The organism is Streptomyces sp. NBC_00691 (assembly GCF_036226665.1).
In the GTDB taxonomy this organism is placed as follows: Bacteria; Actinomycetota; Actinomycetes; order Streptomycetales; family Streptomycetaceae; genus Streptomyces.
This window is the reverse complement of sequence record NZ_CP109007.1, coordinates 689,001-703,248: the sequence shown is the minus strand read 5'-3', so window position 1 is coordinate 703,248 and position 14,248 is coordinate 689,001. Positions and strand designations below refer to the sequence as shown.

Genomic DNA, 14,248 nt, shown 5'->3' with positions numbered 1-14,248 from the left:
CGTCATGCACGGCGCCGGGGTCGTGCACCGAGACCTCGAGCCGTCCGACGTGCCGCTCGCCGTCCACGGCTGCCGCGTCGTAGCTCAGGACGCCCAGTGCGCGGGGCGCTCGAAACCCTCCGGAAGGCGGGTGGAGGCGTTCCCGCGCGCCGCGTTCAACTGGGGCTGCGTCAGGAAGAGGGCTCCGGTCAGGTCCGCGCCCGACAGATCGGCGTCCCGCAGGTCCGCGCCGATGAGATCCGTGAGCGACAGATCGGCGCCGGTCAGATCGGCGGCGATCAGCAGTGCCCCGCGCAGGTCGGTGCCGCGCAGCTTCGCCCCGCGCAGGCGCTTGCCGATCAGATCCGCACCGCGCCTGCTCCTCGGCTTCCCGCCGGACGTGGCACGGACGAGCTCGCTCGTCCGCAGGAGCAGCTCGTTCACCTCGGCGCGCACCTCCGGCACCCTCAGCTGCTCCAGGTCGTCCGCCGAACCCCCGGTGAGGTCCTCGACCCGGGCGAGTGCCGTCGCCAGCTCGGCGTGGACGGGGCGGGCCGCCGGGCGGGCCAGCGCCTCCGTGAGATAGCGCAGCAGTTCGTGGAGCTGGCGCATCACGTAGAACACGTCGTACATCCGGCTCGCGGTCTCCGGCGCCTCGCGCCAGGACACACCGCCGAAGGTCACCTGGGAGACCTGCTGGCCCGCGCCGAAACAGTCGTACACCGTGCAGCCCTGGAACCCGCTCGTCCGCAGCCGGGTGTGGATGCCGCAGCGGAAGTCCTCCTGGAGGTTCCGGCAGGGCTCGCCCGGTGCCTTGTTCACGGCGAAGTCGGCCGACTTCGCGAAGGGCAGCGCCACGCAGCACAGGCCGAAGCAGTTGGCGCAGTCGCCGCGCAGTGCGGATTCCCGGGTGTCGGGCACGGTGGGACGGTTCCTTCGCTGGTCGGGGTCGGTCCATCCACCGTATCGCGCGTGGCGCCAAACCCGTTGCGAAGATCGTTCGTGGTCCCTGAGGATCGGTGTCATGCCAACGTTCACCGCATACGACGGAACCGAACTCGCCTATCGGATCGTGGGGGAGGGCGAGCCCCTGGTGTGTCTCGCGGGCGGACCCATGCGCGACGCCGTCTACCTCGGTGACCTGGGCGGACTCGCCGCGCACCGCACCCTGATCCTGCTCGACGCGCGGGGGACGGGGGCGTCGGCCGAGCCCGCCGACCCCGGCACGTACCGCTGCGACCGGCAGGTCGGCGACGTCGAGGCGCTCCGCGTCCACCTCGGCCTGGAGCGGATCGACCTGCTCGGCCACTCGGCGGGCGGGAACCTGGCCACCCTGTACGCCGCCGCCCACCCCGAGCGGATCCGCTCCCTCGTCCTCGTCACCTCCGCCGCCCGCGCGCTCGGCGTCGAAACCACCGACGAGGAGTGGGACAGGGCCGTCGAGGTCTTCGCCGACCGGACCTGGTACCCCCAGGCCAGGGCCGCGCTCGACGGGATCGGACCGGACACCCCGCTGATACGCGTCCGCGAGATCGTCGCGCCCTTCGCGTACGGCCGCTGGGACGAGGCCGCCCGGGACCACGCGGCCCGAGAGGCCGGGCAGATGAACTGGGAGGCCGCGCCCGCCTACCACGGGGAGGGCGCGTACGCCCCGGAGGCGACCCGCCGCGCGCTCACGGCGCTCACAGCACCGGTCCTCCTCCTGGCGGGGGAGTACGACGCCGGTCCCACCCCGGCCAAGGCCGCGGAGGCCGCCGCCCTGTTCCCGGACGCCGAGCTCGTCGTCCTGCCCGGCGCCGGGCACTTCCCGTGGGTCGACGACGCGGAGGGGTTCCTCCGCCCCCTCGCCGCCTTCCTCGACCCCGACGTCCGTACGGTCACAGTGGACGGTGTCCGCCTCGCCTACCGGGTACGGGGCTCCGAGGACGCCCCGCCCGTCGTCCTGGTCCACGGACGGGGCGAGAACAGCACCACCTGGGCGCGGATCGCGGCGGAGCTCGCCGCCGACCACCGGGTGTACGCGGTGGACCTCCGCGGCCACGGTCTCAGCGACCGGCCCGGCTCCTACGGCTTCGACGTCTTCCGCGACGAACTCGGCGGCTTCCTCAAGGCCCTCGGCCTGACCGGTGTGACCGTCGTCGCCCACTCGATGGGCGGCGGGTCCGCGTATCTCCTCGCCGCACGGGAACCGGACCTGATCGGTCGGCTCGTCCTGGAGGACGTCCCCGTGTTCTTCCCGCTCGACCCGCCGCGGCCCCCGGCGGAACGGCCCGAGGGCCCGCTCGGCTTCGACTGGGAGATCGTCCCCTCCACCGACGCCCAGCTGAACGCCCCCGATCCGGCCTGGCGCGACGAACTCCCCGCGATCTCGGCCCCGACCCTCGTCGTCGCGGGCGGCCCGACCAGCCACGTCCGCCAGGACCAGCTGTACTGGCTGGCCGACCGCATCCCCGGCGCCCGCTGCGTCACCATCGGGGCGGGGCACCTCGTCCACACGGACGCCCCGGACGCGTTCCTGCGCGCACTGCGGGAGTTCGGCCTCTAGCGGGTGTCGTGCGGGTGTCTTGTCGATCGGTGCCGCCGCAGCGGTCGACGTCACCCGCCGTGGCGCTCCTGGGCGGCCATCACCTCGTCGCCGTGCTCGAAGGCCCACGCGCCGAACGCGTCGATCGGACCGAGCAGGGTCTCTCCCAGGCCGGTGAGTTCGTAGCGGATCCGGGTCGGCGCGTCGTCCTCGACGCGCCGCTCCACCAGGCCGTTGAACTCCAGCCGCCGCAGCGTCTCGGTGAGGACCTTGGAACTGATCCCGCCGATGCGCTCCCGGAGTTCGCCGTGGCGGCTCGGGCCCCCTCGCAGGGACCAGAGCACCACGGCGTTCCACGTGTTCGAGAGCAGGTCGAAGGCGAGGCGGGCGCGGCAGTCGGCGAGGAAGGCGTCGGACGTCACGTACCAGATGGTGCCCGACCGTCTCCCTAATGTCGTTCCCGAGGTGCCGAGAACCGGCGCGGAGAGGGGACGGACGATGAGGATCGGCGTACTGGGCACGGGCAACATGGCGGACGCCCTGGCCACCCACTGGGTGCGGGCGGGACACGAGGTCCTCGTCGGGGGCCGCGACGAGACGAGGGCGCGGCACCTCGCGAGCCGCCTGGGCCGCGGGACCGGCCACGGCAGCCTCCGCGAGGCGGCGGCGTTCGGCGAGGTGGCCCTGGCGGCGCTGCCGTACGGGGCGGGGGAGGCGGTCGTCGGCGAGCTGCGGGCGGACCTGGCCGGCAAGGTTCTGCTGGACTGCTCCAATCCCGTGGGCCCCGGCTTCCGGCTGCTCACGGACGGCGGACCGTCGGCGGCGCGCCGACTCGCGGACGCCGCGCCCGGCGCCCGGGTCGTCAAGGCCTTCAACCTCTGCCACGAGGACGTGTGGCGGATGGATCCTCCCGTCTTCGACGGGCAGCGCCTCGCCGTCCCGGTGTGCGGCGACGACGCCACCGCGCTCGCGCTCGTACGGCGGCTGGTGCGGGACGCGGGCTGCGCACCGCTGACCGGCGGAAGTCTCGACCGGGCGGGGCTCCTGGAGGCGACGGCCGCGCTCTTCATCGGGCTGTGGGTCGGGGAGAACGCGGACGCGCGGGCGATGGCGCCGCCGCTGGCGTTCGCGGCGGGCCCGGGAGAGGGGCCGGCGGGCGCCTGAAGCGCACCCGCACCCGCACCCGTGCCGGAGCCGGCGTCGGGGTCCGTGCCGGCGCCCTGGCCGTATCGCTCTCCGTGCGCGTGCCCGTGTCGGGTTCGCGGCCGTGGGCCGATCGGCCCAGGCGCGGCGCGCCTCGGCCGTAGCGGCAGGCCCCGGTGGAGGATCGGTGGGTCGGCGGCGCCGGACGGTGCCCGACATCGCCACGGCGCGACATGACAGGAGCCAGGAGTGACCAGTCGTCTCAACCCCTACCTCAGCTTCTCCGGCAACGCGAAGCAGGCCCTGGAGTTCTACCAGCAGGCCCTCGGGGGCACGCTCGACCTCAACACGTACGGCGGGTCCGGAGCCGAGGCGCCGCCCGGGTACGCCGACAAGATCATGCACGGCATGCTGGAGACGCCCAGCGGCTTCACGCTGATGGCCGCCGACAACCCGCCGGGCACGGAGCTGACCCCCGGGAACGGCTTCGCGGTGAGCCTCAGCGGCGACGACGCCGGGGAGCTGCGCGGCTACTGGGACAAGCTGACCGACGGCAGCACCGTCTCCGTCCCCCTGGAGAAGCAGATGTGGGGCGATGTCTTCGGTATGTGCACGGACAGGTTCGGCATCACGTGGATGGTCAACATCACCGAGCGGAGCTGACCCGCCTCAGGCGCGTTCCCCGCCTTCCGTCCGGGTGTCCGCCTCCACCGCCACCGTGCGGGCCCAGCGGTAGTCCGCCTTGCCGCTGGGCGAGCGCTGGATGCGGTCGGTGAGGACCAGCTGGCGCGGCACCTTGTACCCCGCCAGGCGGGGACGGCAGTGGGTCTGGAGGGTCTCCAGGTCCAGCGGCCGGGCGTCCGCGCGGAGCTGGACGACCGCGGCGACGTGGTTGCCCCAGCGGGCGTCCGGCACTCCGGCGACCAGCGCGTCGTACACGTCGGGGTGGGACTTGAGGGCCTGCTCCACCTCTTCCGGATAGACCTTCTCGCCACCCGTGTTGATGCACTGGGAGCCGCGCCCGAGGACGGTGACCACCCCGGTCTCGTCCACGGTCGCCATGTCGCCGAGGAGCACCCACCGGACCCCGTCCCGCTCGAAGAACGTCTCGGCGGTCTTCCCCGGGTCGTTGTAGTAGCCGAGCGGCACGTGGCCGCGCTGGGCCAGCCGGCCGATCTCGCCGGTGGCGACGGGGGCGCGGGTCGCGGGGTCGACGACCTGGGTGCGTTCGTTGACGTGCAGCCGGAAGCCCCTGGCCGGACCGGAGTCGTCGGTGGCGCGGCCGTTGGAACCGGACTCGGTGGAACCGAAGTTGTTGAGGAGCAGGACGTTCGGCATCAGCTCCTGGAGCTGGGCCCGTACGGTCTCGGACATGATCGCCCCGGACGAGGACAGGCTGAACAGGGCGGAGAGGTCCGTGCCCTTCCGCGGTCCGCGCAGCGCGTCCACGAGGGGCCGCAGCATCGCGTCCCCGACGAGGGAGATGCTGGAGACCTTCTCCTTCTCCAGGGTGCGGAGGACCTCCTCCGGGACGTACTTGCGGTGCAGGACGACCCGCTGGCCGTAGTTGAAGGCGATGAACGCGGTCAGCGTGGAGGTGCCGTGCATCAGCGGAGGCGCGGGGAAGAAGGTGATGCCGGCGCCGCCGGCGGCGACCCGCTCGGCCAGCTCCTCGGGGCGCTTCACCGCCTCGCCCGAGGGATCCCCGCCGAACAGCCCCGCGAAGAAAAGGTCCTCCTGGCGCCACAGGACGCCCTTGGGCATCCCGGTGGTGCCGCCGGTGTAGATGATGAAGAGGTCGTCGGCCGAGCGCGGTCCGAAGCCGCGCGCGGGTGAACCGGCGGCCTCCGCCTCGGCGTACGGGACACAGTCCAGGCCGGCGGCCGCTCCCTCGGGCGGGGTCCCCACCCGCACGAGGTGCCGCAGCTTCTCCGTCTGCGGCAGCGCCGCCGCGACCCGGTCGGTGAACTCGGCGTCGAAGACGAGTGCGGCCAGGTCGGCGTCCCGGTAGAGGTAGACGAGCTCCTCCTCCACGTACCGGTAGTTCACGTTGACCGGCACGATCCGTGCCTTGAGGCAGGCGAGGACGGTCTGCAGGTACTCGACGCCGTTGTAGAGGTGGAGGCCGAGGTGCTCGCCGGGCCGGATGCCCGCGTCGACGAGGTGGTGCGCGATCCGGTTGGCGGCCTCGTCCAGCTCGGCGTAGGTGAGCCGGCGCTCCTCGCCGGTGCCCGGATGGTCGACGTACACCAGCGCCTCACGGTCGGGTACCGCGTCGACCACCGATTCGAACAGGTCGGCAAGGTTGTACTCCACCGTTCCTCCTGACCCCGGTTCGCACTGACTCGGCGGTCATTACAGCGCCGACCGGTGACAGGGGGAAGGGGGTGCGCAGAAGAATCTGACTGGGTGTCAGAAAACTATTGAACTGGACCCCCGGCTACTGCAACCTGTTCCAGAACTGGAGACGGGAGACCCCCATGGGTGGCACTGGTGGCACCGAACACCTCGGCGTACGGCGCGAAGGCGCCACGCTCGTCCTCACCTTGAACCGGCCCGAGGCCAAGAACGCCCTCTCACTGCCGATGCTCGTCGGGCTCTACGACGGCTGGCTGGAGGCCGACGCCGACGACGGCATCCGCTCCGTCGTCCTCACCGGCGCCGGTGGCGCCTTCTGCGCGGGCATGGACCTCAAGGCCCTGGCCGGCAAGGGGATGGAGGGAGAGCATTACCGGGACCGGCTCAAGGCCGACCCCGACCTGCACTGGAAGGCGATGCTGCGCCACCACCGCCCCCGCAAACCCGTCATCGCCGCGGTGGAGGGGTACTGCGTCGCCGGCGGCACCGAGATCCTCCAGGGGACGGACATCCGGGTCGCGGCCGCCTCGGCGACGTTCGGACTCTTCGAGGTCCGGCGCGGCCTCTTCCCGATCGGCGGCTCCACGGTCCGCCTGCCCCGGCAGATCGCCCGCACCCACGCCCTCGAGATGCTCCTCACGGGCCGCCCGTACTCGGCCGAGGAGGCCGCCAGGATCGGCCTCGTCGGCCGGGTCGTCCCCGACGGCACCGCCCTCGACGCCGCCCTCGGCATCGCCGAACGGATCAACGCGTGCGGGCCCCTCGCCGTGGAAGCGGTCAAGGCGTCCGTGTACGAGGCAGCCGAGATGACGGAGACGGAGGGGCTGGCCGCCGAACTGAAGCGGGGGTGGCCGATCTTCGACACGGCGGACGCGAAGGAGGGGGCGAGGGCGTTCGCGGAGAAGCGGACGCCGGAGTACCGGCGGGAATGAGGTGCGCCCCACCCCACCCCAGCCCGTCCCACCCGCCCCGCCACCAAGGAGCCCGCATGACAGCCCCGTCGGAGACGCTCCGCGCTCCCCTCGTCGTCGAATTCCCCTTCACCCGCTCCCTCGGCCCCGTCCAGTCCGCCTTCCTCACGGGCCTGCGCGAGCGGACCGTCCTCGGCGTCCGCACCGAGACCGGTGAGGTCCTCGTCCCGCCCGTCGAGTACGACCCCGCCACCGCCGCCGAACTCCGCGACCTCGTCGAGGTCGGCGCCACCGGCACCGTCACCACCTGGGCCTGGAACCCCGCGCCCCGAACCGGACAGCCCCTCGCCACCCCCTTCGCCTGGGTCCTCGTCCGCCTCGACGGCGCCGACACCGCCCTCCTGCACGCCCTCGACGCCCCCGGCCCCGAAGCCGTCCGCACCGGCCTGCGGGTCCGGATCCGCTGGGCCGCCGAACGGTCCGGCGCCATCACGGACATCGCGTGCTTCGAGCCGTACGACAGCGATCCGGTGAACGAACCGGCGGCCCACGACGGCCGGTTCACCGACCCCGTCACCGGCATCGTCGCCGCCGCCCGCCTCGACTACACCTACAGCCCCGGCCGCGCCCAGACCCGCTACCTGCACGCCCTCGGAGAGCGCCGGACCGTCGGCGAACGCTGCCCCTCCTGCGCCAAGGTGTACGTCCCGCCCCGCGGCGCCTGCCCCACCTGCGGAGTCGCCACCACCGACCAGGTCGAGGTCGGACCGCGCGGCACCGTCACCACGTACTGCATCGTCAACATCAAGGCGAAGAACCTCGACATCGAGGTGCCGTACGTCTACGCCCACATCGCCCTCGACGGCGCCGGGCTCGCCCTCCACGGCCGCATCGGCGGCATCCCGTACGACCAGGTCCGCATGGGCCTGCGCGTCGAACCCGTGTGGAGCGACGACGGCCGCTACCCCGACCACTACCGGCCCACCGGCGAGCCCGACGCCGACTACGACACCTACAAGGAGCTGCTGTGACGCCGCACCGGCCGGACCGAGAGGTGGCGATCGTCGCCTTCGCCCAGAGCGACCACCGCCGCCGCACCGACGACCTCTCCGAGGTCGAGATGGTCATGCCCGTCCTGCACGACGTGCTGCGGCAGACCGGGCTCAGGACCTCCGACATCGACTTCACCTGCTCCGGCTCCTCCGACTACCTGGCCGGGCGCGCCTTCTCCTTCACGATGGCCCTCGACGGCGTCGGTGCCTGGCCGCCGATCTCCGAGTCCCACGTCGAGACGGACGGCGCCTGGGCGCTGTACGAGGCCTGGGTGAAGCTCCTCACCGGCGAGGCCGACACCGCCCTCGTCTACTCGTACGGGAAGTCCTCGCCCGGCTCCGTCCGCGACGTCCTCACCCGCCAGCTCGACCCGTACTACCTGGCACCCCTCTGGCCCGACTCCGTGGCTCTCGCCGCCCTCCAGGCACAGGCGCTCGTCGACGTGGGCGCCACCGACGAACCCGCCCTCGCCGCGATCGCCACCCGCAGCCGCGCGGACGCCACGGCCAACGCACACGCCCAGCTTCCCGGCGCCCGCCCCCAGGGCGAGTACGTCGTCCGGCCGCTGCGCACCGGCGACTGCCCGCCCATCGGCGACGGAGTCGCCGCCGTGATCCTCGCCGTCGGCGACCGGGCCCGTGAACTCTGCGCCCGTCCCGCCTGGATCCGGGGCATGGACCACCGCATCGAGGCCCACTCCCTCGGCGTCCGCGACCTCACCGACTCGCCCTCCACCCGCCTCGCCGCCGAACGCGCCGGAGCCTTCGAGGCGCCCGTCGACACCGCCGAACTCCACGCGCCCTTCACCTCCCAGGAGGTCGTCCTGCGCCGGGCCCTCGACCTCGACGAGAGCGTGCGGGTCAACCCGTCCGGCGGAGCCCTCGCCGCCAACCCCGTCATGGCCGCCGGACTCATCCGGCTCGGCGAGGCCGCCGCCCGCATCCACCGGGGCGACTCCGACCGCGCCCTCGCCCACGCCACCTCCGGGCCCTGCCTCCAGCAGAACCTGGTCGCCGTCCTGGAAGGAGAGCCGCATGTCCGGTAAGGCCGTGACATCGAAGGAGTGCGTCGCCGTCGTCGGCGTGGGCCAGACCAAGCACGTCGCCGCACGCGCGGACGTGTCGATCGCCGGACTCTGCCGCGAGGCCGCCGTCCGCGCCCTGGAGGACGCGGAACTGACCTGGGCGGACATCGACGCCGTCGTCATCGGCAAGGCGCCCGACTTCTTCGAGGGCGTGATGATGCCGGAGCTGTACCTGGCCGACGCGCTCGGCGCCGTCGGCAAGCCCATGCTCCGGGTGCACACGGCGGGATCCGTCGGCGGATCCACCGCGCTCGTCGCCGCGAACCTGGTGGCCGCCCGCGTCCACCGGACCGTCCTCACCCTGGCGTTCGAGAAGCAGTCCGAGTCCAACGCCATGTGGGGCCTCTCGCTGCCCGTGCCCTTCCAGCAGCCGCTGCTCGCCGGCGCCGGCGGCTTCTTCGCCCCGCACGTGCGCGCGTACATGCGGCGCACCGGTGCGCCCGACGCGATCGGCTCCCTCGTCGCGTACAAGGACCGGCGCAACGCGCTCAAGAACCCGTACGCCCATCTCCACGAGCACGACCTCACCCTGGAGAAGGTGCAGGCCTCCCCGATGCTCTGGGACCCGATCCGCTACTCCGAGACCTGCCCCTCCTCGGACGGCGCGTGCGCGATGGTCCTCACCGACCGGACGGGCGCGGCCCGCGCCCCCCGGCCGCCCGCCTGGGTGCACGGCGGCGCCATGCGCAGCGAGCCGACGCTCTTCGCGGGCAAGGACTTCGTCTCGCCGCAGGCGGGCCGGGACTGCGCCGCCGACGTCTACCGGCAGGCCGGCATCACCGACCCCCGGCGGGAGATCGACGCCGTCGAGATGTACGTGCCGTTCTCCTGGTACGAGCCCATGTGGCTGGAGAACCTCGGCTTCGCGGAGGAGGGCGAGGGCTGGAAGCTCACCGAGGCGGGCGTCACCGAACTCGACGGCGACCTGCCCGTGAACCCCTCCGGCGGAGTGCTCTCCACCAACCCCATCGGAGCCTCCGGAATGATCCGCTTCGCCGAGGCGGCGCTCCAGGTACGGGGCGAGGCGGGCGAGCACCAGGTCGACGGAGCGCGCCGGGCCCTCGGGCACGCCTACGGAGGCGGCGCCCAGTTCTTCTCGATGTGGCTCGTGGGAGACACCCCGCCCACCGGCTGAGCCGCCCTGCCGGGCCGGGACGCCTACCCTGGCGGCCATGAACGCGGAACGTGATCTGACCCGGCTGCTCGCCGGGATGCGGCCGGAGCTCGACCCCGGCCGCTACGTCTTCACCACGGTGGACGGCCCCGCCCCGGCCGGGGTCGCCCCGGTGGTCACCGTCACCGAGGACGAGGGCCTCACTCTCGTCGTACGCCAGGAGGAGGCGGACGCCGCCGCCCTCCCGTACGACTACGTGGCGGGCCGGATCACGCTGCGCGTGCACTCCGCACTCGACGCCGTCGGGCTGACGGCCGCCGTCGCCGGGGCGCTCGCCGGGGCGGGGCTCAGCTGCAACGTGGTGGCCGGCTTCCACCACGACCACCTCTTCGTGGAACACGCGCGCGCGGGGGAGGCGCTGGCCGTGCTCGAACGGCTCGCGGAAGGCGGGCCCGGCGACCCTCTGGACCGCCTTCGGGGACGCGGATGACGCGCTTCGCGCGCCCCGTGAGCCCCCCCCCCGCACGGGACGCCTCCACGGCCCCGGCCCGCAGAGCGACGCCCACGCGTCCGGGGCCGGACGGCCGGTCGCGGGGCACACGGGCGAGGCCGTCGGGTATCAGACATTCGGGTTCGCCTCCGCGGCCACAGAGCGACAGGTCACCCACTCCGCCGACACCGGCCCGACCGAGGCGGAAGCGGTCGCGCCGGCGGTGGCGAAGGTACTCCCCAGCGCTCTGCGCCGAGTCGAATATGCCACCGACGACACGACGGGATTTTGCTTGGCTGTTTGGCCGTCCCAGCTCACTCCTTCGGGCGTACGCTGGGACTTTCGCGGGGCTCCCGCTCGGCACGCCTGACCGTGCGCCGGGCGCGCGCCCCCTGTGTGGGGGTGGAACGTGGCACGTCAGGACGGCGGTTCGGCCCGTCAGGGAGTCGGCCTCTTCGAGCGCGAGGCCGCGCTCACCGCGGCCGAGGAGGCGCTCGACCTTCTGACAGGTCTGGCGGACGAGCCGTTGTGGCCGGTCGCCGTGCCCTCACCCCGCGAGGTACGCGGCCCGCACCTGGTCGCCGTCCCCACCCGCACGCCCGCCCAGGACCCCGATCCCGCGACCGGGCCGCTGTCCACGCCGTCCGGCGACGACCGGGTCCCCGGCGGCCGGACCGGACTCCGCCCCGTGCCCGACGCCGGCTCCGCGCCGGAGCCCCGTCCCGGCCACGCCTCCGTGTTCGCCTCCGCACCCGACGGAGCCGCGGCCTCCGCACGCCCCCAGGTCGTCCGACGCGGCGGCATCCTCGCCTACGCCGCCCCCGCGGGCCTCGGCAAGACCACCCTGCTCGCCGAGATCCGGCGCCGCGCCGCCGCCCGAGGCTGCACGGTGCTGTCCGCACGCGGCGGCGACCAGGAGCAGCGGGTCGCGTTCCACGTCGCCCGGCAGCTCCTCCAGCCGCAGCTGGCCCACGCCGGCGACGCCGAACTGCGCGAACGTCTCGGCTCCTGGTACGACATCGTCGGCCCCGCCCTCGGGCTCCGTGCCTCCGCCGAAGGCTCGCCGCCCGACCCGCAGGGTCTGCGCGACGGCCTCGACTGGGTCCTCACCCACCTCGCCGTACGCCGCGCGCCCCTCGTCGTCGTCCTGGACGACGTCCACTGGGCCGACCCCGAATCCCTCGGCTGGCTCGCCGCGTTCGCCCCGCGCGCCGAGGAACTGCCGATGCTCCTCGTCGTCGCCTACCGGCCCGACGAACTCCCCGACGAAGGAATGGAGTTCACCGGACGCCGGTCCGGGCAGCGGCCCCTCGACCTCGCCCCGCTCACCTCCTCCGCCGTGGCCCGGCTCGTCCGCGACAGCGTCGGGGCCCACGCGGACGACAGCTTCTGCCGCGACTTCTGGTCCGTCACCGCGGGCAACCCCTTCGAGGCGGTCGAACTCGCCGCCAAGGTCCGCGACCGCGGCCTCGAACCCACCGCCGACGGCGCCCACGAACTGCCCGACCTCTCCGCCGCCCTCAAAGGCAGCGGCCTCGTCACCCGGCTCGAACGGCTCGGCCCCGCCCCCGTCCGCCTCGCCTGGGCCTGCGCCGTCCTCGGCACCGAGATCTCACCCCAGCTCGCGGGCGCCGTCGCCGGCCTCGGCGGCGAGGCGGTCGCCGACTGCGCCGCCCGGCTCCGCGAGGCGCGCGTCCTCGCCGAGGCCGAAGAGGCCGACGAACCCCTCCAGTTCGCCCATCCCCTCATCGCGACCACCGTCTACCGGTCCATCCCGGACGCCACCCGTGTCGCCCTGCACGGACAGGCCGCCTGGTGCGTCGTCGACGCCGGACTCGGCCCCAACGCGGCCGCCCGCCATCTCCTGGAGACCCACCCCGAGGGCGACCCCTGGGTCGTCGGCCAGCTGCGCGCCGCCGCCGGCGAGAACCTCCGCGCCGGAGCCCCCGACGCGGCCCGCCGGTTCCTCGCCCGCGCCCTGCGCGAACCACCCGCCCCCGACGACCGGGCCGCCGTCCTCTACGAGCTCGGCTGCTCCTCGCTCCTCACCGAACCCGTCACCACCGTCAACCATCTGCGGGCAGCCCTGGAGGAGCCGGTCAGCGACCCGGCGCTCCGGCACGGCATCGTCTACCGCCTCGCCCAGGTCCTCGCGCACAGCGACCGGCTCGTCGAGGCGTCCGAGCTTCTCGGCGAGGAGGCCCGGAAGGCGACCGACGCCCGCAGCCGACTGCGGATGCAGGCCGAGAAGTTCATGTGGGACGCCCTGCGCGCCGACGAACCGGAATCGCCCGCCCGGTCCCGGCGCCTCGCGGCGCTCGCGGACCGCCTCACCGGCCGCGACGTCACCGAGCGCTACATCATCGGACTGCGCGCCTGGGACGCCACCCTGCGCGCCGAACCCGCCGCCACCGCCCTCAAGGACGCCGAACGCGCCCTCGAAGGCGGCCTCACCTGGGCCGACGAGAGCCGGGGCTTCGAGGTGCCGGTCCTCGTGGCCCTGCTCCACCTCTACGCCGACCGGCCCGGCCGCGCCGAGGAGCTCTTCGCCGCCGGAACCGCCGAATTCGAGAAGCAGGGCTGGCGCGGGGCGCACCTCGCCTTCGCGTACACCCTCATCGGCTACATCCGCTTCCGGCGCGGCCGACTGATGGAGGCCGAGGACTTCGCCCGCGCCGGACTCCGCCTCGCCGAGCGCGTCGGCGCCCGCACCCCGGCCCTCTGGTACGCCACCGGCGTCATGATCGAGGTCCTCATCGCCCGCGGCCGTACGGACGAGGCCGTGCAGGTGGCCCGTGAGCACGACTTCGGCGAACCGTTCCCGGCCGCCGTCACCATCCCCGACTGCGAGACCGTCCACGCGGAACTGCTGCTCGCCACCGGCCGCACCCAGGAGGCCGCCGAGGAGCTGGCCGCCGTCGCGAGGCGCCTCGACCCGCGCGGCAAGCGCAACCCCTCCTGCTGCCCCTGGCAGCTCCACCTCGCGCTCGCCGAGGCCGCGACCTCCCCGGCGAAGGCCCTCGCCACCGCCCAGGAGGCCGTCGCCCGCGCCCGCCAGTACGGGGCGCCCTCCGCGATCGGCCAGGCGCTCCGCGTGACCGCCGAGGTGTCCGAGCCCGCCGATCGCGTGAAGCTCCTGGAGGAGTCCGTCGACTGGCTCGACCAGTCGCCCGCCGCGTACGAGCTGGCCCGCTCCCTCGTGGCCCTCGGCGCGGCCCTGCGCCGCACCGAACGCGCGGGAGAAGCGGCCGAGCACCTCTACCGGGGGCTGGAGGCCGCCCAGGACTGCGGCGCCGACGCCCTCGTCGAGGTGGCCCGCGCCGAGCTGGCCGCGGCAGGCCTCCGCCCCCGGGCGCTCCACCCCGCGGGCACGGACACGCTCACCGCCCGTGAGCGTGCCGCCGCCGATCTCACCGTCCGCGACCAGGACGCGGCCGCCGTCCTCGGCGTCGACTCCACCACCGTGGCCCGGCTCCTCTCGGCCGTCTACCGCAAGCTGGGAACCGACCGCACGGGCCTCGCGCAGGCCCTCAGGAACACCGGACAGGAGCCCCGGGACCCCGCCGGACGGGACTGACCGCCCGGAGCCGCC

At 73.9% G+C, this 14,248-nt stretch carries 12 protein-coding genes; 9 read left to right on the top strand and 3 right to left on the bottom strand.

The window, feature by feature from the left end:
- Positions 1-84: 84 nt before the first annotated feature.
- On the bottom strand, positions 85-900 hold the full coding sequence (locus tag OG392_RS03235) for a pentapeptide repeat-containing protein (protein WP_329275305.1): 816 nt from the start codon (positions 898-900) through the stop codon (positions 85-87).
- A gap of 103 nt (positions 901-1,003) precedes the next feature.
- Between OG392_RS03235 and OG392_RS03230 the strand changes: the two genes are divergently transcribed.
- Entirely contained in the window at positions 1,004-2,524 is a 1,521-nt protein-coding gene (locus tag OG392_RS03230) for an alpha/beta fold hydrolase (protein ID WP_329275302.1), read from the top strand.
- A gap of 50 nt (positions 2,525-2,574) precedes the next feature.
- On the opposite strand, the gene OG392_RS03225 is transcribed toward OG392_RS03230, so the two are convergent.
- Positions 2,575-2,925, bottom strand: coding sequence for a winged helix-turn-helix transcriptional regulator (locus OG392_RS03225; protein ID WP_329275300.1), 351 nt, complete (start codon positions 2,923-2,925; stop codon positions 2,575-2,577).
- Positions 2,926-3,001: 76 nt separating this feature from the next.
- Between OG392_RS03225 and OG392_RS03220 the strand changes: the two genes are divergently transcribed.
- Both OG392_RS03220 and OG392_RS03215 read left to right on the top strand, forming a co-directional pair.
- Complete coding sequence (locus OG392_RS03220) at positions 3,002-3,667, top strand: NADPH-dependent F420 reductase (protein WP_329275298.1); 666 nt, start codon at positions 3,002-3,004, stop codon at positions 3,665-3,667.
- A 228-nt stretch (positions 3,668-3,895) separates the two neighbouring features.
- Positions 3,896-4,309, top strand: a complete 414-nt coding sequence (locus OG392_RS03215; protein WP_329275296.1) for a VOC family protein — start codon at positions 3,896-3,898, stop codon at positions 4,307-4,309.
- A 6-nt stretch (positions 4,310-4,315) separates the two neighbouring features.
- On the opposite strand, the gene OG392_RS03210 is transcribed toward OG392_RS03215, so the two are convergent.
- On the bottom strand, positions 4,316-5,962 hold the full coding sequence (locus OG392_RS03210; protein WP_329275294.1) for an acyl-CoA synthetase: 1,647 nt from the start codon (positions 5,960-5,962) through the stop codon (positions 4,316-4,318).
- Positions 5,963-6,126: 164 nt separating this feature from the next.
- Between OG392_RS03210 and OG392_RS03205 the strand changes: the two genes are divergently transcribed.
- From OG392_RS03205 to OG392_RS03180, 6 genes are all read left to right on the top strand, one after another.
- The gene (locus OG392_RS03205; protein ID WP_329275292.1) at positions 6,127-6,936 is read left to right on the top strand and encodes a crotonase/enoyl-CoA hydratase family protein; all 810 of its coding nucleotides are present in this window, start codon (positions 6,127-6,129) and stop codon (positions 6,934-6,936) included.
- A gap of 56 nt (positions 6,937-6,992) precedes the next feature.
- Complete coding sequence (locus tag OG392_RS03200; protein WP_329275290.1) at positions 6,993-7,946, top strand: Zn-ribbon domain-containing OB-fold protein; 954 nt, start codon at positions 6,993-6,995, stop codon at positions 7,944-7,946.
- Positions 7,943-9,013, top strand: a complete 1,071-nt coding sequence (locus OG392_RS03195; RefSeq protein ID WP_329275287.1) for a thiolase domain-containing protein — start codon at positions 7,943-7,945, stop codon at positions 9,011-9,013. The genes OG392_RS03200 and OG392_RS03195 overlap by 4 nt, the downstream gene beginning before the upstream one ends.
- A complete protein-coding gene (locus tag OG392_RS03190) occupies positions 9,003-10,187 on the top strand; it encodes a thiolase domain-containing protein (protein WP_329275284.1) in 1,185 nt (394 codons plus the stop codon). The genes OG392_RS03195 and OG392_RS03190 overlap by 11 nt, the downstream gene beginning before the upstream one ends.
- A gap of 37 nt (positions 10,188-10,224) precedes the next feature.
- Positions 10,225-10,656 (top strand): ACT domain-containing protein, encoded by a 432-nt coding sequence (locus OG392_RS03185; protein ID WP_329275282.1) that lies wholly within the window; start codon positions 10,225-10,227, stop codon positions 10,654-10,656.
- 736 nt (positions 10,657-11,392) lie between these two features.
- On the top strand, positions 11,393-14,233 hold the full coding sequence (locus OG392_RS03180) for an ATP-binding protein (protein WP_443055056.1): 2,841 nt from the start codon (positions 11,393-11,395) through the stop codon (positions 14,231-14,233).
- Positions 14,234-14,248: the final 15 nt, after the last annotated feature.

Bases quoted from the DNA above. Each gene is read 5' to 3' on its own strand.
- OG392_RS03185 (WP_329275282.1), top strand. From the start codon at position 10,225: ATGAACGCGGAACGTGATCTGACCCGGCTGCTCGCCGGGATGCGGCCG.
- OG392_RS03200 (WP_329275290.1), top strand. From the start codon at position 6,993: ATGACAGCCCCGTCGGAGACGCTCCGCGCTCCCCTCGTCGTCGAATTC.
- OG392_RS03230 (WP_329275302.1), top strand. From the start codon at position 1,004: ATGCCAACGTTCACCGCATACGACGGAACCGAACTCGCCTATCGGATC.
- OG392_RS03190 (WP_329275284.1), top strand. From the start codon at position 9,003: ATGTCCGGTAAGGCCGTGACATCGAAGGAGTGCGTCGCCGTCGTCGGC.
- OG392_RS03220 (WP_329275298.1), top strand. From the start codon at position 3,002: ATGAGGATCGGCGTACTGGGCACGGGCAACATGGCGGACGCCCTGGCC.
- OG392_RS03205 (WP_329275292.1), top strand. From the start codon at position 6,127: ATGGGTGGCACTGGTGGCACCGAACACCTCGGCGTACGGCGCGAAGGC.